General features: G+C 63.5%; 16 protein-coding genes and 1 pseudogene. 7 read left to right on the top strand and 10 right to left on the bottom strand.

Annotation, left to right across the window (positions count from 1 at the left end; all coding sequences use genetic code 11):
• Positions 1 to 193 precede the first annotated feature (193 nt).
• From ACFIQF_RS20515 to ACFIQF_RS20530, 4 genes are all read right to left on the bottom strand, one after another.
• Positions 194 to 1,690, bottom strand: coding sequence for a tail fiber domain-containing protein (locus ACFIQF_RS20515; protein ID WP_393945502.1), 1,497 nt, complete (start codon positions 1,688 to 1,690; stop codon positions 194 to 196).
• A 482-nt stretch (positions 1,691 to 2,172) separates the two neighbouring features.
• A complete protein-coding gene (locus tag ACFIQF_RS20520; RefSeq protein ID WP_393945503.1) occupies positions 2,173 to 2,919 on the bottom strand; it encodes a 2OG-Fe dioxygenase family protein in 747 nt (248 codons plus the stop codon).
• Positions 2,920 to 3,073: 154 nt separating this feature from the next.
• The gene (locus tag ACFIQF_RS20525; RefSeq protein ID WP_393945504.1) at positions 3,074 to 6,310 is read right to left on the bottom strand and encodes a M66 family metalloprotease; all 3,237 of its coding nucleotides are present in this window, start codon (positions 6,308 to 6,310) and stop codon (positions 3,074 to 3,076) included.
• A gap of 358 nt (positions 6,311 to 6,668) precedes the next feature.
• Positions 6,669 to 7,106 carry a universal stress protein gene (locus ACFIQF_RS20530; protein ID WP_393945505.1) on the bottom strand — a complete coding sequence of 146 codons (438 nt, stop codon included), beginning with the start codon at positions 7,104 to 7,106 and terminating at the stop codon, positions 6,669 to 6,671.
• A 140-nt stretch (positions 7,107 to 7,246) separates the two neighbouring features.
• Here ACFIQF_RS20530 and ACFIQF_RS20535 point away from each other — a divergent pair.
• Positions 7,247 to 7,660, top strand: a pseudogene (locus tag ACFIQF_RS20535) (GNAT family N-acetyltransferase); the annotation flags it as partial.
• Positions 7,661 to 7,798: 138 nt separating this feature from the next.
• Positions 7,799 to 8,761, top strand: coding sequence for an aldo/keto reductase (locus ACFIQF_RS20540; protein ID WP_393945542.1), 963 nt, complete (start codon positions 7,799 to 7,801; stop codon positions 8,759 to 8,761).
• 70 nt (positions 8,762 to 8,831) lie between these two features.
• Here ACFIQF_RS20540 and ACFIQF_RS20545 read toward each other — a convergent pair whose 3' ends face one another.
• Genes ACFIQF_RS20545 through ACFIQF_RS20560 form a run of 4 tightly spaced genes read right to left on the bottom strand, consistent with a single transcriptional unit; the run spans position 8,832 to position 12,525 of the window.
• Entirely contained in the window at positions 8,832 to 9,596 is a 765-nt protein-coding gene (locus tag ACFIQF_RS20545; protein ID WP_393945506.1) for an SIR2 family NAD-dependent protein deacylase, read from the bottom strand.
• 55 nt (positions 9,597 to 9,651) lie between these two features.
• A complete protein-coding gene (locus tag ACFIQF_RS20550) occupies positions 9,652 to 11,088 on the bottom strand; it encodes a sensor histidine kinase (protein WP_393945507.1) in 1,437 nt (478 codons plus the stop codon).
• Between the two features lie 18 nt (positions 11,089 to 11,106).
• On the bottom strand, positions 11,107 to 11,778 hold the full coding sequence (locus ACFIQF_RS20555) for a response regulator transcription factor (RefSeq protein WP_393945508.1): 672 nt from the start codon (positions 11,776 to 11,778) through the stop codon (positions 11,107 to 11,109).
• Positions 11,779 to 11,784: 6 nt separating this feature from the next.
• The gene (locus tag ACFIQF_RS20560; RefSeq protein WP_393945509.1) at positions 11,785 to 12,525 is read right to left on the bottom strand and encodes a PepSY domain-containing protein; all 741 of its coding nucleotides are present in this window, start codon (positions 12,523 to 12,525) and stop codon (positions 11,785 to 11,787) included.
• Positions 12,526 to 12,672: 147 nt separating this feature from the next.
• Between ACFIQF_RS20560 and ACFIQF_RS20565 the strand changes: the two genes are divergently transcribed.
• The 3 genes from ACFIQF_RS20565 to ACFIQF_RS20575 all read left to right on the top strand — a co-directional run bounded on the left by ACFIQF_RS20565 (position 12,673) and on the right by ACFIQF_RS20575 (position 14,443).
• Positions 12,673 to 13,317: a PepSY domain-containing protein gene (locus tag ACFIQF_RS20565; RefSeq protein WP_393945510.1), complete on the top strand. Its 645-nt coding sequence runs from the start codon at positions 12,673 to 12,675 to the stop codon at positions 13,315 to 13,317.
• Positions 13,318 to 13,505: 188 nt separating this feature from the next.
• The gene (locus ACFIQF_RS20570) at positions 13,506 to 13,961 is read left to right on the top strand and encodes a VOC family protein (protein WP_393945511.1); all 456 of its coding nucleotides are present in this window, start codon (positions 13,506 to 13,508) and stop codon (positions 13,959 to 13,961) included.
• 8 nt (positions 13,962 to 13,969) lie between these two features.
• Positions 13,970 to 14,443: an SRPBCC family protein gene (locus ACFIQF_RS20575; RefSeq protein WP_393945512.1), complete on the top strand. Its 474-nt coding sequence runs from the start codon at positions 13,970 to 13,972 to the stop codon at positions 14,441 to 14,443.
• 128 nt (positions 14,444 to 14,571) lie between these two features.
• Here ACFIQF_RS20575 and rlmB read toward each other — a convergent pair whose 3' ends face one another.
• Positions 14,572 to 15,363, bottom strand: a complete 792-nt coding sequence (rlmB, locus tag ACFIQF_RS20580; protein ID WP_393945513.1) for a 23S rRNA (guanosine(2251)-2'-O)-methyltransferase RlmB — start codon at positions 15,361 to 15,363, stop codon at positions 14,572 to 14,574.
• A gap of 94 nt (positions 15,364 to 15,457) precedes the next feature.
• Here rlmB and ACFIQF_RS20585 point away from each other — a divergent pair, with 94 nt between their 5' ends.
• Complete coding sequence (locus ACFIQF_RS20585) at positions 15,458 to 16,846, top strand: glycerate kinase type-2 family protein (RefSeq protein ID WP_393945514.1); 1,389 nt, start codon at positions 15,458 to 15,460, stop codon at positions 16,844 to 16,846.
• A gap of 78 nt (positions 16,847 to 16,924) precedes the next feature.
• Entirely contained in the window at positions 16,925 to 17,287 is a 363-nt protein-coding gene (locus tag ACFIQF_RS20590; protein WP_393945515.1) for a barstar family protein, read from the top strand.
• A 66-nt stretch (positions 17,288 to 17,353) separates the two neighbouring features.
• On the opposite strand, the gene ACFIQF_RS20595 is transcribed toward ACFIQF_RS20590, so the two are convergent.
• The gene (locus ACFIQF_RS20595; protein ID WP_393945516.1) at positions 17,354 to 18,112 is read right to left on the bottom strand and encodes a DUF3011 domain-containing protein; all 759 of its coding nucleotides are present in this window, start codon (positions 18,110 to 18,112) and stop codon (positions 17,354 to 17,356) included.
• Positions 18,113 to 18,754: the final 642 nt, after the last annotated feature.

Here is an 18,754-nt window from a genome sequence, read left to right on the forward strand (position 1 = left end):
GCCATGTCAGATGCGTAGCGGTGACCGTGGAGCTGATGCTCAGTGGCGTGGATTGAGTGGTGCTCGCTGCCTGCGCAAGGCTTGCGTGCAGGGGCAAGCCACTTAGCAAGAGCGTCATCAACGCGGAAGCGAGCCGTTGCGGGCTTGGCCGCAGTGTCTTGAAAAGGATCGGATGTGCCATGCTGCGCCCCGATCAGCGATTGCCAGTGGGGGCCACCAACGCTTCCAGTGCCTGGATGCGGGCCTTGATGTCGGCGATGTCGGCATCACGCTCGCTCACCTTCTGCGCCAGCGCTTGCACGGCGCCGAGTGTTACCCCGGCCAAGTCGGCGGGAGCGAGGCTGCGGTCATCGTGTCCCAGATGGAACATTTGCCGGAAGTCTTCTGCCATCGGCCCCACGTGCAACTCCTGCGCGGGGCTGGTTTTGTAACGCCAGTGGTAGATCGGCAATGCCAGCACTTTGTCGAGCAACGCAGCCCCGTCAACCGGCACGATGCCTGTTTTCAGCAGACGGCTGGAGCCGTTGCTGAGGGTGCCGGTGATGGTCAGGTTGCCATTGGATTGCAATGAGAACTGCGGCGTTGCAGCGCCTTGCGTGGCCAGCGTCAACTCGTTGCCAGCGGCCATGTCCCAGCCAGCATTGGTGCCGGTAGTGAAGCGTATTGCTGCTGCTCCGTTGTTGGAGAGCTCAAGCAAGGTCCGGGTGGCAGCCGTGGTGCTGGCTTCATCCACCAGCAGCTTGGCCTGGCCATTGCTGCGCTGGATGTGCAATGCAGCACTGGGGCTGATAATCCCCATTCCTACAAAACCGGTGGATGCAATATCGACGCTGCTGGTGGGCGCGCCGGGACGAATGCGCAGCGGCAGTTTGCTGCCACCGGTGACGTCGCGGATGAAGAAGTTGGCCTCGTTGCCACCGATATCCCAGGTCTGCGGCACATAGCCACCCGCATTAGTCTGCTCCAGCCGAATGGCGGGCGTGTTGCCTGTCACTGCATGAATATCGAGCCCCGGCGTGGCGGTCCGCAAACCGATCTTTCCGTTGGCCGCAACGTACAGGCTATTGCTCGGCGCACCCGCCGTCACGCTGAAGATGCGGTTGCCGGAGGTGGCGTCATCCAGGGCAAAGTTGTCGCTGCCGCCATCGTTGGCCAACAGCCGCCAGTCGTTGGCGGCATAACCCGCATTTGAGCTGGTGTCATCAAAGTGGATGCGCGGGCTGGCCGTCTTCAGACGGATGGTGTCATAGCCGAAAGATTCATTGTTGACGCAGTCACTGCCCACGCAGAGGCTGGCTTGCACAATCTGGTCGTCTGCCAACACGGCCGCCTTGGTCATCGGGCTGGAAGCCTTGCCGGAGATGCCTGCTGCGGGCAAAACCAACTGACCGCTCGCGAGCGTGAACGCGCCGGAAATCACGCGTTGCTGAATGGAGGCCTGCGCCTGTGCGGCGGGCATGTTGGCTGGCGGGGTGAGCGTGAGCTCGTAGACATAGTTGCCATCCGTCAGCCCAGGCAATTGCCGAAGCTTGAACTCGAGTCCCGAGGGGCCGAGTGGAATATCGACCACTTGACCGCCGGGCCTTGCCAACCGCAGCGTGGCGGTGCCATAGGGCTGGGTCGATGACCAGGTGATGCGGTCAGCCTGCACCGACGCGCTGATGGCTGATGTCGCTGCATGCGCAGTCACGCTTGCGCCCAATGCCAAACAGGCGAGTAAAGCCAAAACCGAATGCGAAGCCGAAGCTGAAATTGCGAGCGTGAATTTGCGTGCGTCGAACATGCGATGCCCCCGTTGCGATGGATGACGATGCCTTGCGCCCACAATCTGAAACGCAGGCCAACGATGGATAGCTGCCAAAGGCTTCCATTTGTTGCAATATGTTACCAACTGTGATCGGGAAAAGCTACAGGGGCAGCACGTAAGACTGGCGTGTGGAGCGGCTGGTGCTGCGTGCGGGAGGCTTGCAGCCGGATAGCGCTGCCCGCGAAAGCTGGATCGAGCGGCGCCCAAAGCAGCTGGATGAACCCGTCAGAACTGTCGATGGAGCAGATGGCTGAACGCATCGTGCCCACGCAGATCGGAGACAAAGTATTGCCCGAAGGCGTGAATCTGATTTTGAGGTCGGAAACAGAGACTGCCCCCGGCAGGGCAATCACTTTTATCCCCCATTACTCGTCGCCCTGAAACGCCTGGCGACGCAGCGTCACCACCCAGGTATCGCGGTGACCACCGGCCTCACCCAGCGGCTGGATGGGCGTGCTCTCGTGGATCATGCGTGCGTCGTCGAGCAGCATCAGCGACCAGGGCTCGGTCAAGGTAAAGCGCAGGCCTTGCGGGCCGTTGGCATCGAAGACGCGGGTTTCGCCGCCTTTGATGTTTTCGCGCCCCACCAGAAACACGGCCACCAGATCCACGCCGTCGCGGTGCGCGCCTTCCGGCGTGGGGCGGCCAATGCCGTCGGCGGTGTCGATACGGAACTGGTGCGCCTCGGTGTACCAGGGCTCGTTGGCTGTGGTGTCAAACAAGGCATTGGCGCTGCGGCCCAGCGCCAGCAGCAGCTGGTTCCAGGCCGGGTTCTGTTGCGTAGCGGGCAGCACCGGTTCAAACCAGCGCTGCATGCCGCCATGCAAAGCGTTGTATTGCAGCGGCTGCCAGTGCGCACGGTGCGGCACGGTTTGCACTGCGCCATTACTGACCACATAGCAAGAATGGCGGCGCTTGCGGTAGCGGCCACCATCCTTCAGGTAAGCGTCATCCGGCATGCCATCCCAGCTGGGCACCAAAGCCGCCAGTTGCTCTGCCGCACAGCCCGCCCACTGCGCCACCGCGGCCGGGCTGAGCACGGCATAACCGTAGGCACGCAAGGTGCTGTCAACGCTGTTGGCATCGCAATAAGGAGGTGGGAAAGCTTGCATGCTGGGCTCGATCCGCAGATAAAAAGTGGCAGAAAAATGCTTGGTTTGTCAGCTTACGCCTACAGCGAAAACCGTGCGCGCCAAGGCAGCTTTGTGGGGCGGCCCAGCGGCCAGCCCCACGCTGCTCTCCCTCCCATTTATTTGGCAGCAGCCCTTACTTCTGCGGAATGGTGGCCAGCAGGCGCAGGTTGTCGTTGCTCAGCAGCGTCATCAACAAGCTGTTGCTGTTGACCAGCCCGCTCCACTGCTGGTTGGCGCCGCCCGTGCAGCCGTAGACGATGAGGCGGTTGGTGCCATCACTGCCGAGCTTGCCGGTGTTCAAATCCATGCAGCGGCCGCCGCGCGTGATCTTCTTGGGGGTGCTGGTGTCCCAGGCCTGGTTGTCGCTGGTGGCAGAGCAGGCGCTGAGCTTCACGTCGCCACCACTGTTGCCCGGATCGGTCAGGCACAGGCCCAGGTCGCTGCGGCTGTGGATGGCGCCACGGGCGTCCAGAATCCACTGCTCGTCCGGCCCGCCGGTGCACAAGGCTTTGCCCGCCACGCGCACGCTGTTGCCGTATTTCTGGATGCAGTTGCCATTGGTCATGGTCATGGTCTGGGCGGCAGGCACCAGGCTGGTTTCGCTAAAGCCCAGTTGGCGCACAAAGCTGACCAGGGCGGTCTGCGCCTCGGTCACGCCCTTGCCCAGATCGGTAGCGTAGGCATTCATCCAGCGGTTCAGGCGCAGGCCCAGGCTTTGCTGCGCGTCGTAGCGCTGCAATTGCGTGCGTGCTGGCGCAGACAGTTCGCTGGCGTTGTCGCGGTAGCTGTCGAGCAGTACCTGGTTGGCTGCGCTCAGCGTGAGCATCTCCTTGCCGGCAAAGGCCTGCAAGGCAGCGTCCAGCGCAGGCAGCTCAACCGCACGCAAGGCGGAGTAACCGTATTCCTTGCCCACAATCACCGGCGCTGGCATGGCCGTGGTGGACTGCGGAATGTCCAGCGTGTACAAGGTTTCCGCCGCAGGTGCGCCCTTGGTCTGGCACTGCAGCACGGCCTGGGTCGGGTTTTCGGACTGGGCCAGGTTGACGTGCAGTTTGTTGGCGACGTAGGTGCCGCCGGTGTTCATGCGCCGACCTGCTACGGCAATACGCTGGGTATTGCCAGCGGCAAAGCTTACGTCCAACCAGCAGTTTCGGGTTACAGGGTCCTTGTCATAAGCCTCGCTGGGCAGATTGAACACATTGCCCCAGTTGCCGCGCAGCGGCTGGTAGAGCAAGGCGTTGTTGGTTTGCGGATCGTAGCCGCCGAGAATGGTGATTACCGGCACGCCATACAAACGCGGCTTGGCGAAGGTGGTGGCGTTGTTGTACCAAACCTCTTTTTGCACTGGCACGCTCGGCGCCTTGTCTTCCATGGTGCGCGTGCTGGCGTTCCACATGCGGTAGCCGGAACTGGCATCTTTGTCGGGCACGGCTTTGTTGCCGATAGCGGGCTGGATGGCGCGCCTGGTGCTGTAGCCGGTGTAGTGCGTGTACGAGGACAGCGCGCTTTGGAAATCGCCGCCGGCCATCGAATCGGGCGCAAAGCGGTAGGTGTTGTCCAAGGTCGCCGAGCCGGACAGGCCACCGGTGACAGGGCGCTGCCACAAAATGTTCGAGCGCATGCGCTTGCGGTGGCCCATATAGCCCCAGCCACTGTCGTGGTGGTGCACCGACCAGAAGTAGTTGTCACCGCTCTGCCCCGGGTAGTGGCCCAGGCCGTAGTGGTGGCCGATCTCGTGGCTGAACTCGTTGCCCACGCTGTTGTCGAGCGTCAGGATGCTGTTGCCGCCGCTGTAACCGTGAGGCATGGTGCCGTTGGCGTACACGCCGCGAGCGTGGTGGATGGTGGCCGTCTGAATGGCCTGCGGCTGGGCCTGGCTGACCATGCTGGAGCTGGTGACGCCATAGTTGGCCATATTGATGCCGACGCTGAAGGTGGACTTGGCGGTGTTCTCGCGCATGTCTCCCTCATACCAGCCGCCGTTGCCGGCGCTGGCCTTGTCGTAAATGACGCCGGTAGCCACCATCACCTTGGGCAGGCTGACATCTTCGTAATAGCTGGCGGTGATCTTGGCAGCCGGAATGGTCTGGAAATAGTCGGTCGCCGCCTTCACCGGATTGGAGCGGAACAGCTGCTTGCCAGGGCTGACCTCGGGCGTGGTCAGCATGCCGATGCGGATGCTTTGCACCACCAGCTCGCCCGCGCCAGCAAAATCGATGGCCTTGGCCGCCAGGCTGCCGCTGCGGTTCTGGTTGTCGGCCACGCGCAGCTCCAGGCCGGGCTGCACCCATTGCCAGGGCAGCACGCCCGTCCAGGCGCGTTTGGAATAGACGTAATCGCTGCGGCCGTCGGTGGCTGAGTAATCCGAGCGGAAGATGGCCTCGGGCTGGCGTAGCTGGATGGTGCCCAGCGTGGCGCCGTTGAGCGTAGCCGTTACCTGCATGGCGCTGATGCCGGTCAGCGATGGATCGGGCGTGATCAGCACCATGGCTTCGCGCGACATGGTCAGGCGCGGCATCTCCTTGGCTTCGTTGCCCGAGGGGTCCACCGTGTGGTCTTGCGCAAACTGCACCATGCCGGGCAGCGAGCCGCCCAGGTCGTTGCGCACCGCGCGCACCGCGCCGGTCTTGTCGAAATCGTAAAAAGCCTTGGCCGTGAGCGGCGCCACCAGGGCGCCAGTGGGCTCGGGGTAGCCAGGAGCCGGCGCTGGGCTGGGTGCAGGTGCCGGCTCAGGAGCTGGCGTGGGCGCCGGGCTTGGAGCGGGTGCTGGCTCGGGCGCTGGCGTGGGTGCCGGGCTTGGAGCCGGTGCGGGCTCAGGTGCTGGCGTAGGAGCGGGACTGGGCGCTGGTGCGGGCTCGGGCGCTGGCGTCGGAGCCGGACTGGGAGCAGGCGCCGGGCTAGGTGCAGGTGTGGGCGTTGGGCTTGGAGCAGGCGCAGGACTTGGTGCAGGCGTTGGGCTTGGTGCAGGCGTTGGGCTGGGCGCCGGAGTAGGCGCCGGGCTTGGAGCCGGTGACGGGCTTGGTGCTGGTGCTGGTGCCGGCTCAGGTGCAGGTGAAGGCGATGGCGATGGCGCAGGGATGGGTGCAGGCGACGGCGCAGGTGAAGGTGAAGGCGAAGGTGTGCCCAGCGAACCATCGCCCTCATTGGGCTGGCCCGGTGTGCCAGGAGTCCCGGGTTGCTCGGGCACCTCGGGTTGGCTGGGCGTGCTGGGTTCTTCTGGCTGGCTGGGCGGGCTGGGCACTTGCACAGGCGGTTGCGGCGCCGGTGCCGGGCTGGGGCTGCCGGATTCACCGCCGCCACCACCGCAGCCAGCCAGCAAGGCCGCACTGAAAACCAAACTGCTTAACTGTTCCAGTCGAGAAAAACGCATCGTTGCCTGATCAATCACTTTGTTGAAGGGGCTCGATTCTAGGGAAAGAACCTCACCCTTTTAACAATTTTTATCAATTGAAACAGATACCAATTACTCTCTGGCTATGGCGTGCATCAGGGTGCACCAAAGCAGTGCAAACCGTGGCTGCGCTTGGCAATCGCCGTTGCCCTGCCCCGTCGCGCAATGGGCAGCGTTCGCCAGAAACCCCCTGCTCATCCTGCGCTGCTCACCGCTAGCGCACGCACCACTTTGGTGGGCATAAAAAAAGACTCCGCAATGGAGTCTTTCAGGGCGACTGCCTGGTTGGCCCGCAACGGGACAGCGCTCTGGCATCGCTCGGGGAAGCGGGGCGGGCTTACTGGCGCACCACCAGCACAGGGATCAGGCTGTCGCTCAGTACCCGCTGCGTCACGCTGCCGAGCACCAGCTTTTCGAGGCCGCGGCGGCCGTGCGAGCCCATCACGATCAGGTCGGCACCCGTGGTTTTGGCCGCTTCCATGATGCCGTCGTGCACCGAATGGCCTTCGCCCATCACGGTCTCCACCGGCACGCCAGCTTGCTCCATCGACGACTTGACGGTGTCCAGCGCGGCATGCGCGTCTGACGTGGCGGCCGACAGGTACTGCGCCTGACCGTACGCAAAATCAGCGCCGACGCCGGTAAACGGATACGGATCAATCACATACACCGCGGTGACTTGGCTGTTGAAAGCCTTGGCCAGACCAGCGGCTTTTTGCACCGCCAGCATCGAGGTGGGCGAACCGTCGACGGGAACCAGAATATGCTTGAACATGGCCATCACTCCTATTTGTTGTTGCGTGTAAGCAGGTTGTACCCCAATTTTGATAGCGCGGCAAACTCGGTTCCCCTGCCCGAAACCATCGTCAAAACCAGCTTGCGCTACATCAAATCTTCTTCTACCGCCCTCTTGAAATGCGAATCCGCCCCTACCAGAGCAGCGACGCTGCCGCGCTGCTGGACATCTTCAACTCTGCCGTCCATATAACGGCAGCGCCCTACTACAGCCTGGCGCAGCGCCAGGCCTGGGCGCCGGCGGGCAGAGATTTCGCCACCTGGCAGGCACGCATGAACGCCATGCAGCCTTGGGTGCTGGAGCAAGGCGGCCAAATGCTTGGCTATGCCAGCCTGGAAAGCAGCGGTTACATAGACCACTTTTTTGTACGCGGCGGCCAGGCCCGCCAAGGCCTGGGCACGGCCTTGATGCAGCACTTGCTGGCCTTGGCGCAAACGCGGCATTTGCCGCAACTGAGCGCCGACGTCAGCCTGGCAGCGCAGCCGTTTTTTGCGCACCATGGCTTCGTGCTGGTGGAGCACCGCATGCCCGTGCGCGCTGGCATTGCCATTCCAAATGCGCTCATGCGTAAGCCGCTGCTCGGTACAAATTGTCATGCACTTGATTGCCAGCCAGCAGACCTTGCCGATAATGGCCGCCAGCGTATTCATCACCGTGAGAAATCTGCCACCATGACCACTTCCCTGCGCCCGCTCGGCCGCTCGCCGCTCCAGGTATCTCCGCTGTGCTTTGGCGGCAATGTGTTTGGCTGGACGGCCGACGAGGCCACCAGCTTCAGCCTGCTTGACGCCTGGCTCGATGCCGGAATGAACTTTGTCGACACGGCCGACGTGTACTCGCGCTGGGCACCCGGCCACCAGGGTGGCGAGTCAGAGAGCGTCATCGGCAAATGGCTGCGCAAATCGGGCAAGCGCCACCAACTGGTGCTGGCCACCAAGGTTGGCAAAGACATGGGCGACGGCAAAGTCGGCCTGCGCCCCCAATACATTCGCGAGGCGGTAGATGCCTCGCTGCAGCGCCTGCAAACCGACTACATCGACCTCTACCAATCGCACGACGACGACCCGAACGTGCCGCTCGAAGACGTGATGGGCACCTTCGGTGAGCTGATACAGCAAGGCAAGGTGCGCGCCGTGGGCGCCAGCAACTACAGCGCAGCACGCTTGGCCGAAGCCCTGCAAACCAGCGAAAAGCACCGCCTGACCCGCTACGAAAGCCTGCAGCCGCTCTACAACCTGTACGACCGCGCCGTGTTCGAGAAAGAGCTGCAGCCGCTGTGCGTGCAAAACCAGGTCGGCGTCATCAATTTCTACTCGCTGGCCGCCGGCTTTTTGACCGGCAAATACCGCACGGCAGCCGACGCCAGCAAGAGCCCGCGCGGCGCCAAAACCACCAGCCTGTACTTGAATGAGCGCGGCCTGGGCATTCTGACCGCCATGGAGCAAGTGGCGCAGCGCCTGGGCGCCGAACTCGGCGAAGTGGCCGTGGCCTGGGTCATGCGCCAACCCGGCATCAGCTCGCCAATTGCCAGCGCCAGCAATTTGCAGCAGCTGCAATCGCTGCTCAAAGCCAGCCGCCTGCAACTCGACGACGCCGCCATGGCCACCCTGAACGCCGCCAGCGCCGAGGCCTGAGTACACCCAGCTGCCAATGCGGCCAGCGCCTGGTTTTCCGGCGCTGGCCGCTTTTTTATTTCAGCGCGCTTTATGCCGTCTGCAACAGCTGCGGCAGCAACACCGCCGACGCCCCCCGCAAACGTACATCGGCCACCTCGTCCAGCCCTGTGGGCTGCGGGTTGATGATCACCACCTTGGCACCGCCGCGTGCTGCAATATGCGCCAAACCAGCGGCCGGGTAAACGTTGCCGCTGGTGCCAATTACCAGCATCACATCGCAGCCCTTGGCAGCGTCTTGCGCTTGCTCCAGCTCGGCGCGCGGCAGGTTTTCGCCAAACCACACCACGGCCGGGCGCACATAGTTGCCGCAGCCAGGGCATTGCGGCGGCGCGTCGTCTTCGGTAAAGCGCATGTCGCAGCAAGGCTTGGGGCGCAGCAGCCAGCGGTCTTCCATCAGGTTGCCGTGCAGGCACAGCACGCCTTGGCTGCCGGCGCGCTGGTGCAGGCCGTCCACGTTCTGGGTCACCAGGCTCAGGCGCTCAGGGTACTGTTGCTGCCACTTGGCCAACGCAAAATGCCCGGGGTTGGGCGCCACCTTGCGCACCAGCTCGCGCCGGTACTGGTACCAGTCCCAAACGCGCTGCGGGTTGGCCAGATAGCCGGCTTCGCTGGCCATTTCCTCAGCGCTGTACTGGGCCCAAAAGCCCGTCTGCGCGTCACGAAAAGTGGGCACACCCGATTCGGCGCTCACGCCCGCACCCGTCAACACCAGCATGTGGCGCGCCTCGGCAATCCATTGGCGAACCTGGTCGATATCGGCTTCGGTGGGGGAATGGGCGGGCGCAACAGTCATACTAGCTTTTGAAAAACGGAGCGCGCAGCATACGCCAAGCGCAGTACCAGCATGCTTAGTCGAGTAAACCGCCCAGCTCCAACTGCACTTGCAGACCTTTGAGCGCGGCACTTTTGCGCAATTGCAAAGCGCCGCCATAGCTGCTGGCAATTTGCTGCGCAATCGCCAGGCCCAGGCCGCTGCCGTCCACGGTTTCGTCAAAGCGCAGGCCGCGCTCGCCGGCAGTCTGCATCTGTGCCTCAGTCATGCCCGGGCCGTCGTCGTCCACCAGCAGGCGCAAGCGGCCTGCGCCAGCAGTTTGCAGCGTGAGGCGCACGGTAGAAGCCGCCCATTTGCCCGCGTTGTCCAGCACGTTGCCCAGCAGCTCTTCCAGATCGGCGCGCTCGCCGCGCCAGCGCCAAGCGGCGGCTTCGCCCTCGGGCTGCAACTGCCAATCCAGCTCTTGCGCCTGGTGCAGTTGGCGCAGCATGGCCAGCATTTGGCGGGCGCAAGCCAGCACATCCACCGTCTGCCCTGCCCCGGCAGCCAGTGGTGCATGCACGGCGTCGCTGTGCGTTCTGGCCTGGTAGCGGTCGATCAGCCGCGCCATGGCGGTGGCTTGCAGCAGCACCTGGGCCGAGGGTACGCTGGCCGCGCTGCCCGCTTGCGCCGTCAACACCGACAAAGGCTTTTTCAGCGCATGGTTCAGATCCGCCGCATGCGAGCGCGCACGCTGCACCACCTGCGCGTTCTGTTCCACCAAGGCCACCAGCTCGCGCTGCAGTGGCGCCAGATCAGGGCCCAAGGGCAGTTGCGCGATCTGCACCGTAGCAGGCAACGCCTGGCTGCTGCCTTTGCGCAATCCGGCAATCACCGCAATCAAGCGTTTGAGCGGCACCAGGCCTACGCGCAGTTGCAGCCACACCAAGCCACCCAGCAACAGCACTTGCAAAGCCGCGGCTGTCAGCAAGATGCGGTCAATGCGGCCCAGGCTCGCCTGCACCGCTTCCGCCGGGCCGTACACCTGCAGCTCCACGGCTGGATCAATACCCGGCAGTTGCACGGCAAAACGCTGCGCCAGCAAGGGCTCATTCTGTGGGCCGGTGGCACTTTGCAGCAGCTGGCTGCCCCACACAGCGGAATCGGCCATCACCAGATCAGCCTGGTCCCACAGCGAGCGCGAGCGTGCCAGCGGCGCAGCCACGGCCTGCGGCGTGCTCAGCTGCCAGTACCAGCCCGAGAAGATGGCGCTGAACTCGTCGCCACTGCCCGCTGCCTCTTGCACACGCCCATCGGGCAAGCTGCGCAGGCGCGCGGTGATGCGCTGCGATTTCTCTTCGAGCGTGCGCGCCATGCTGGCATACAGGCTGGCCTGCACCTCGTAGCGCAGCCAAGCGCCCAAGGCTGCGGTGGCCAGCAAGGTGGGCACTAGTGCCAGCACGGCGATGCGCGCCGCCAGCGACCAAGGCCGGCGGGCCGGGCCTGGTGCAGTGGGCGTGGAGGGCTCCGTCATGCGGTGGGCAGCAGGCCGTCAGCCCGCCGCCTGGCGGTTGAGCCGGAAACCCTGGCCGCGCTCGGTCACCAGCAGATCGGGCTGGGCCAGCTTGCGCCGGATGCGGCCAATCAGCACATCCAAGGTGTTGGAATCCGGGTCCAGATCGCGCGCATACACATGCTCGCTGATCTCGGTGCGCGTGAGCACGCGGTCCGGGTGGTGCATCAGATAGGCCAGGATTTTGTGCTCTTGCGCTGTCAACTGCAGCGCCTGGCCACCCAGCAAAAAGCGCCCGGCAGTCACGTCGTACTCCAGCGCACCGGCCTTGAGCACGGTGGTGGCGCTGCCCGCCGTGCGGCGCAACATGGCCCGCAGGCGCAACACCACTTCGTCAATCATGAAAGGCTTGGTCAGGTAGTCATCGGCGCCTGCAGTAAAGCCCGCCACTTTGTCGCTCCAGCGGTTGCGGGCCGTCAAAATCAGCACCGGCCATTGGCAACCGGCTTCGCGCCAATCGCGCAGCACGCTCAGGCCGTCGCGCAGTGGCAAGCCCAGGTCGAGCACCGCCGCATCGTATTGCTCGGTGGTGCCGGCAAACGCTGCGCCTTCGCCATCGCCTTCCACATCGACCGAGAAGCCGGCGCGCTGCAACGCCTCTTGCAATTGCGCGGCCAGGGCCGCGTCGTCCTCCACCACCAAAATGCGCATTGCAGCCTAGTCCTCCACTTTTTGCTGCAGCACCCGCAGCGTGCGGGCATCCACTTTCAGCTCCAAGGTCGAGCCATTGGGCTGCAGCAATTCAATCTCGTAATACGGTTGCTGAGAATCGTCGTGCTCCAGCTCCACCTCCAGCACCAAGCCGGTAAAACGCGGCGCCAGGGCTTGCAGCAGCTCATCAATGGGCTTGATCGCCGCGCCGCTCTTGGTTTTTCCGCCCGGCGACGGCAAAACCTGGCCGTTGGCGGCATCCATGATCAGCTTGCTGTAGCCCGCCTGGTCGGCGCTGAGCTTGATCTGGTAGACGCCGCGGCCTTGGCCGTCGCGCTCAAACTCCACATCGGTGATGCGGCCGCTGTGCTTGTGCGACAGCGCGGCCAAATACGCGCCCAGCTCGGCCATGCCCAAAGCCTGCGAGCGGTCCTTGGCGTGGCTGGCCACGGTTTGGCCGGTGGCTGCGTCGATCAGCAGCTCCTGCTTGCCGCCCTTGGCGTCGACCAGCTTGATCTCGTAACGCAGCTCGCCCTTGGGGCCGCGCTTGGTCTCTACGTCTACCACGCGGCCAGCATGGCTGGCAGCCACCTCGTTCAAGATGGTGGACAGCGGTTTGTACTTGCCCGTAGCCACCCCAGCGCGCACAGCATCGTGCTCGGCCGCCTGCGCGGGCAAGCCCAGCACCAGCCCACAGGCCAGCGCCGCCACAGCCCAGCTGCACACCAAGGATCGAGATTGCCACATGGCCCGCATTATGGCGTGGCACAAGCTAAACGCTGCATGAACGAAGGCTTCATGCTTGGTTTAGACAAGGTTTTCCATACTGACAGCCATCACGAATCAGCCCCATGCCCTGGGTGCTGCAACCCTGTTTTTTTAATGGAGCCTTGTATGAAGAAAACCGCTATTGCCCTGGTGTTGTCTGTTGCCGGTCTGGCCGGCGCCCTGCCCCTGGCCGCCCAGGCCTTCAATGCCCAGGAAGTGCTGAACACCTTGAGCCAGCACGGCCTGGTGGCGCCGCACAATCTGGAAAAACAATACGGCTACTGGAGCGCCAAGGTCACGCTGCAAGACGGCAGCCGCGCCTATGCGCTCGTCAGCGATACCGATGGCAGCGTGGTCACCATCCGCAAGTCCGACCTGGGCACCACCTACCCCGGCGCTGCGCAAGTGGAGGCCCAGTTGCAAGCCCAAGGCTTTGCCCAACTGCACGACCTGGAGTTTGACGACGGTTTCTGGGAAGCCGAAGTGCGCGACGCCAACAACCGCAAAACCGAGCTGATCATCCACCCGGTCACGCTACAAGTGCTGCACCAATCGGGCAACGCCAGCAACAACAACGGCACCGCCGCGCCTGTGCTGAGCGCCACGCAGATCACCCAGCTGCTGCAGCAGGCGGGCTACACCCGCATCCACGACCTGGAGCTGGACGACGGCGTGTGGGAAGCCGATGCCACCAACGCCAAGGGCTTGCGCGTAGAGCTCAAGATTCACCCCGAAACGGGCGCCGTGCTGCGCGAAAAGCTGGACGACTGAACCCGTCCCCAACACACAAAAACCAAGGGTGCCTGGTGCACCCTTTTTTCATGGCTGCTTAACAAATGCTTAAGCGGCATGCGCCTACCGAGACTCAACAGATAGGCATGGACAGATGGCTTGCGAAGCTGCACCATAGGCGCTCCTCGCCAACCGTGCTTGATGAACTTTGTTTTTTGGAGCCGCCTATGCAGTTTGTCCCTTACCTCAATTTCGACGGCCAATGCGCAGAGGCCATGGCTTTTTACGCCCAGGTATTTGGCGGCCAGATTGTCTACCAGGGCACGTTTGGCGAGATGCCGGCCAGCGCTGGCATGCCGCCCCTGCCCGAGGCCGCCAAAAACCGCATCATGCACGCGCACCTGCAAGTGGGCGCGCAAGCAATCATGGCCTCCGACACCATGCCTGCCATGCCCGGCCAGCCCGACGGCTGCGGTGGCGGCTACCAAAAGCCACAAGGCATGTGGGTGTCGATTGGCGTGGACAGCGCCGCTGAAGGCCAACGCGTGTTCGACGCACTGGCCCAAGGCGGCCAAGTGACCATGCCGTTTTCTGCCACCTTCTGGTCGCCCGGCTTTGGCATGGTGAAAGACCGTTTTGGCACGCCATGGATGGTGAACGTAGCCGCGCCAGCAGCGCAGTAAGGCCCGCCATGCAAAACACTAGCAGCCACCCCAATGACCTGGTGATAGAGCGCGTAATTGCCGCATCGCCAGAAAAGCTCTACCGCTGCTGGACCGAGCCGGCGCTGCTGAAACAGTGGTTTGTGCCCAAGCCTTGGTCGGTAGCGCACATCGAGCAAGATCTGCGCCCCGGCGGCGGCTGCACCGTGGTGATGCGCGATCCGGACGGCAATGAATTCCCCAACCCCGGCGTGTACCTGGACCTGGTGCCCAACCGCCGCATCGTCTTTACCGATGCCTACGGCCCCGGCTGGCTGCCCAGCGCCAAGCCTTTCATGACAGCCATCGTCACTTTCGATCCCGAAGGCGACGGCGCCACCCGCTACACCGCCCGCGCCCGCCACTGGACGGAAGAGGCGCGCCAACAGCACGAAGCCATGGGTTTTCACACAGGCTGGGGCATTTGCGCCGACCAGTTGGCTGCGCTGGCGGCTACTCTGTAAAAGAGCGCGCTGAACCCGCACAAACAGGCAGGCGCAAACAAACGCACAACAAAAAAGGCTGGGGGTGACCCAGCCTTTTGCTATGGACTACGGATTGTGGATGTTCGGCTATTCCAGCCAAGCCGCCATCACAAACGGGCCGAAGCTGCAGACGCCGTACCCGCCACGCCGGCAGCAATGCGCTGGCGCAGCGCCTCGTACAGGCAAACGCCGCTGGCTACCGAAACGTTCAGGCTCTCTACCGCGCCTTGCATAGGAATGCTGATCAGCTCGTCGCAGGTCTTGCGCGTGAGCTGGCGCATACCGTCGCCTTCGGCGCCCAGCACCAAAGCTACCGGGCCGGTCAGGTCCATCTGGTAGAGGTGCTTGTCGGCGTCGCCGCTGGTGCCGATGATCCAGATATTGCGCTCCTTCAGCTCGTTGAGCGTGCGCGCCAAGTTGGTCACCATGAAGTAAGGCATGGTCTCGGCCGCACCGCTGGCCACTTTGCCCACGGTGGCGTTCAGGCCCACGGCGTGGTCTTTGGGGGCGATAACCGCATGCGCGCCAGCACCATCAGCCACGCGCAGGCAAGCGCCCAGGTTGTGCGGGTCGGTCACGCCGTCCAGAACCAGCAACAGCGGGTTCTTTACGCCGTCGGCTTCCAACTGCTCCAGCAGCTCGTCGAGCGAATGCATTTGCGCCACAGGCTCCACGCGTGCAGCCACGCCCTGGTGGCCATGGCTGCCGGCCAGCTTGGCAATGCGCACGGCATCGGCCTCAATCAGGCGCACCCCCGCCTCTTTGGCGCGTTCGATGAACTGGCGCATGCGCGCATCGCGCCGCGTGGACTCGTACAGGACTTCGATAATCGACTGCGGCGCGGTCTTCATGCGCACGCCAACGGCATGAAAGCCGAACAAAACTTTGGGGGATGACATAGGCCGCCATTATCCGCGCAGCCGCGTACTACAACATGCCAAGGGGACAAGCCAGGCTTGGCAAAGCACGCGCCTTCTGCCACGCTAGCGCCCCATGACCGCCCCCGCCACCAACTCTCCCGTCCAAGCCCACTATTTGGACGTGCACCAGCCCCAAGACAGCGCCACGCCAGCGCCCGATCCGCAACAACAGCCCTTGCAGTTTTTGCAACACCTGTACCGGGTGGCGGTGCGCAGCGCTCTGCCGCTGGAAGGCTTGCGCGCCCACCTGCCCGAGCGCCCCAAAGGCCGCACCTTGGTACTGGGCGCAGGCAAAGCTGGTGGCGCCATGGCGCAAGCGCTGGAGCAACTGTGGCCGCAAGACGCGCCGCTGTCTGGCCTGGTGGTTACCCGCTACGGCCATATTCCGCCACGCCCGGCTGGTTTGGCGCAGCGCATCGAAGTCGTAGAAGCCGCGCACCCCGTGCCCGACGCAGCCGGCCTGGCCGCTGCCGAACGCATCTTGGCGTTGACCGAAGGCCTCACCGCTGACGATCTGGTGATCTGCCTCATCTCGGGCGGCGGCTCGGCCCTGCTCACCCTGCCGGCCGAAGGCCTGAGCCTGCAAGACAAGCAAGGCATCAACCGCCAACTGCTGGAAAGCGGCGCCCATATTGGCGAGATGAACTGCGTGCGCAAACACCTCTCGCGCATCAAAGGCGGGCGCCTGGGCGTGGCCTGTCACCCGGCCCGCGTGGTAAGCCTGCTGATCAGCGACGTGCCGGGCGACGACCCCTCCGTCATCGCCAGCGGCCCCACCGTGCCTGACCCCAGCACTTGCGCCGATGCGCTGGCCATCTTGGCCCGCTACGGCATTGATGTGCCCGCCGCCGTGCGCAAGCAATTGGAAAGCGGCACGCTCGAAACGCCCAAGGCCGACGATCCGCGTTTTGCCAACCAAAGCGTGCAGCTCATCGCCACGCCCCAACAATCGCTGCAAGCGGCGGCCAGCGCCGCCCACGCTGCCGGGCTGGCCTGCCATGTGCTGAGTGACGAGATGGAGGGCGAATCGCGCGAAGTGGCCAAGGTACACGCCGCGCTGGCCCGCGCCGTAGCGCGCCGGGGCGAGCCGTTTGCGCGGCCCTGCGTCATATTGTCTGGCGGCGAAACCACTGTTACCGTGCGCCCGCAAACCCCAGGCACCGAGCGCGGGCGCGGCGGCCGCGCCGGCGAGTTCTGCCTGGGCCTGGCGCAAGCCCTGCAGGCCGAACCCCGCATCTGGGCCCTGGCGGCCGACACCGATGGCATCGACGGCGTGGAAGACAACGCCGGCGCCCTCGTCAGCCCCGACACCTTGGCCCGCGCCGCACAACTGGGCCTCAAACCCACCCATTTTCTTGACCGCAACGACTCCTACGGCTTCTTCGCCCCGCTAGGCGACCTGCTGATCACCGGCCCCACGCACACCAATGTGAATGACTTTCGGGCGATCTTGGTGCTGTGACGCACAGGCCGCACAACGGCGGAAGCTCTGGCCAAGCATGGCGTTAAGAAGCCACGGTGGATTCGCTATAGTGCCCTGATGGGCTTGAACAACACACCGTCGGCACCCGTCTTGCAAGTAACGATTAATTGCAGCGCCATCGAAGACTGGGATTCCTTCCACCGCGTTTTTGCTGAGGCCTTCGGCTTCCCTTCGTTCTATGGTCGCAACATGAACGCCTGGATCGACTGCATGAGCAGCCTGGATGAGCCCGACGACGGCATGAGCAACATCCATTGCCTGCCAGGGCAAACCATGGTGCTGCAGTTGCAAGAGGTCGAAGCCTTCAAATGCCGCTGCCCTGACCAGTATAGCGCGCTGGTGGAGTGCAGCGCGTTCGTCAACTGGCGCCGCATCGAAGTGGGCCGAGGGGCAATCCTGGCCCTCTCCTTTTATCTTTAAGCCTTGTTTTCAGCCATGAAAAAGGCGACCACTCGGCCGCCTTTCCCCTCACATCAAGCCCGCAGCTTATCGGCCAAATCGGCCTCGGCAGCCGCGCGTTACCCAGATGCGGTTGGCGCGGTTGTCATAGCCCCAGGTGTAGCCCTCGCGGCAGCTGTCGTCCGAGAGTTGCTCCAGCAATTGCGGGCGGCCCCAGCGGGCGTTCCAGTTGCAGCTGTTGTCGCGGCGGTCCTGGCTTTCGCAGACGACCTCGCTGCCTTGGCCAAAGCCACCACGGCCGGGGTTGACGCGGCCGTCAGCCGCCACAAACTCGGCGCGGCAACCGTCGGTCACCCAAATGCGGTTGCCACGCTGGCCCCAGTTGCGGCCTTCCTGGCAGAAGGTGTTGGAGAGTTGGCGCGAGATCACCATGCGGCTGTTACCAGGCACCATGCATTCGCGGGTGCGGCCGTCGTCACTTTCGCAAACCACCGCAGAGCCGTAACCAGCATTGCGGTCGGGCTGCTGCCAGCCGCCGCCTCGGGCATCGACAAAGCGGGCACGGCAACCATCGGTCACCCATACCGTGCCGCCGCCCCGGTTGCCCCAGGTACGACCTTCGATACAAGGCGAGTTCGACAAGGTCTGGCTCACCACCGGGTTGCGGAAAGGCGTGCGGCATTCGCGCGTGCGGCCGTTGTCGCTTTCGCAGGTAATTTCGCTATCGCGCCCGTACTGGGCGTGTGCTACCGGCGCAGCGGCCAGCATGGTAAACAAGCCTAGTGCCATGGCACCCAACCATTGTTTGGCCGGTACAGAAGACTGGGCAGTGCGCAATTGAAACATGGGAATCTCCTCTCTTCTTGGGTCCTGAACCGCGAGGCTAATCCAGAGTCTCGTCCCCGCTTGTCAGAATGCGCCGAAGATAGCACGTAATTACAGCCCTGCCGCAGCCAACATAAGCTCTGACTTGTCGGCCAGACCCTCAGCAAGAGAGAAATATTACTGCGCACTCGTCCATCGCTCGCCTGTCGCCGCCTTTCAACCGGCACACCATCCATCCAGTTTTTGTAAAGCAGAATAAAACTGCTGGCATTGACAACCCAATCGCTGTCAAACATATTACGTCTGGCCCCAGGTTGTCCCGCGAGGCTTGCCGATGCGTGAGTGCTTTGAGCGCTCGGCAGGAGTACCGGTATTGATGGCTCCCTGGGGCCAACCAGATCAAACAGCCTGGGCTGTTTGCGGTAATTCGGCTCACCGGCATTGCAAACACCCCCCATTGATATTTGCACCGCCTGGTTTATGCAGGCTCGCAGCATTTAACGCTTATGCTGATACAGCCAAAGTGGCGCTCCTCTATTGCAAAACCGATATGCAGGCAGCAGAAGTCTCGACACATGAGGCATGGGCCGCTCCAACTTCTACACCAGCCAAGCCTTCCACATTGAGGGTACAATTTTTTAGGGAATGCAGAACGCTATCTGT

This window comes from Comamonas trifloxystrobinivorans (assembly GCF_043359985.1).
Lineage (GTDB): Bacteria > Pseudomonadota > Gammaproteobacteria > Burkholderiales > Burkholderiaceae_C > Comamonas > Comamonas trifloxystrobinivorans.

Bases quoted from the DNA above. Each gene is read 5' to 3' on its own strand.
- ACFIQF_RS20520 (WP_393945503.1), bottom strand. From the start codon at position 2,919: ATGCAAGCTTTCCCACCTCCTTATTGCGATGCCAACAGCGTTGACAGC.
- ACFIQF_RS20525 (WP_393945504.1), bottom strand. From the start codon at position 6,310: ATGCGTTTTTCTCGACTGGAACAGTTAAGCAGTTTGGTTTTCAGTGCG.
- ACFIQF_RS20530 (WP_393945505.1), bottom strand. From the start codon at position 7,106: ATGTTCAAGCATATTCTGGTTCCCGTCGACGGTTCGCCCACCTCGATG.
- ACFIQF_RS20540 (WP_393945542.1), top strand. From the start codon at position 7,799: ATGACCACTTCCCTGCGCCCGCTCGGCCGCTCGCCGCTCCAGGTATCT.
- ACFIQF_RS20545 (WP_393945506.1), bottom strand. From the start codon at position 9,596: ATGACTGTTGCGCCCGCCCATTCCCCCACCGAAGCCGATATCGACCAG.
- ACFIQF_RS20550 (WP_393945507.1), bottom strand. From the start codon at position 11,088: ATGACGGAGCCCTCCACGCCCACTGCACCAGGCCCGGCCCGCCGGCCT.
- ACFIQF_RS20555 (WP_393945508.1), bottom strand. From the start codon at position 11,778: ATGCGCATTTTGGTGGTGGAGGACGACGCGGCCCTGGCCGCGCAATTG.
- ACFIQF_RS20560 (WP_393945509.1), bottom strand. From the start codon at position 12,525: ATGTGGCAATCTCGATCCTTGGTGTGCAGCTGGGCTGTGGCGGCGCTG.
- ACFIQF_RS20565 (WP_393945510.1), top strand. From the start codon at position 12,673: ATGAAGAAAACCGCTATTGCCCTGGTGTTGTCTGTTGCCGGTCTGGCC.
- ACFIQF_RS20570 (WP_393945511.1), top strand. From the start codon at position 13,506: ATGCAGTTTGTCCCTTACCTCAATTTCGACGGCCAATGCGCAGAGGCC.
- ACFIQF_RS20575 (WP_393945512.1), top strand. From the start codon at position 13,970: ATGCAAAACACTAGCAGCCACCCCAATGACCTGGTGATAGAGCGCGTA.
- rlmB (WP_393945513.1), bottom strand. From the start codon at position 15,363: ATGTCATCCCCCAAAGTTTTGTTCGGCTTTCATGCCGTTGGCGTGCGC.
- ACFIQF_RS20585 (WP_393945514.1), top strand. From the start codon at position 15,458: ATGACCGCCCCCGCCACCAACTCTCCCGTCCAAGCCCACTATTTGGAC.
- ACFIQF_RS20590 (WP_393945515.1), top strand. From the start codon at position 16,925: ATGGGCTTGAACAACACACCGTCGGCACCCGTCTTGCAAGTAACGATT.
- ACFIQF_RS20595 (WP_393945516.1), bottom strand. From the start codon at position 18,112: ATGTTTCAATTGCGCACTGCCCAGTCTTCTGTACCGGCCAAACAATGG.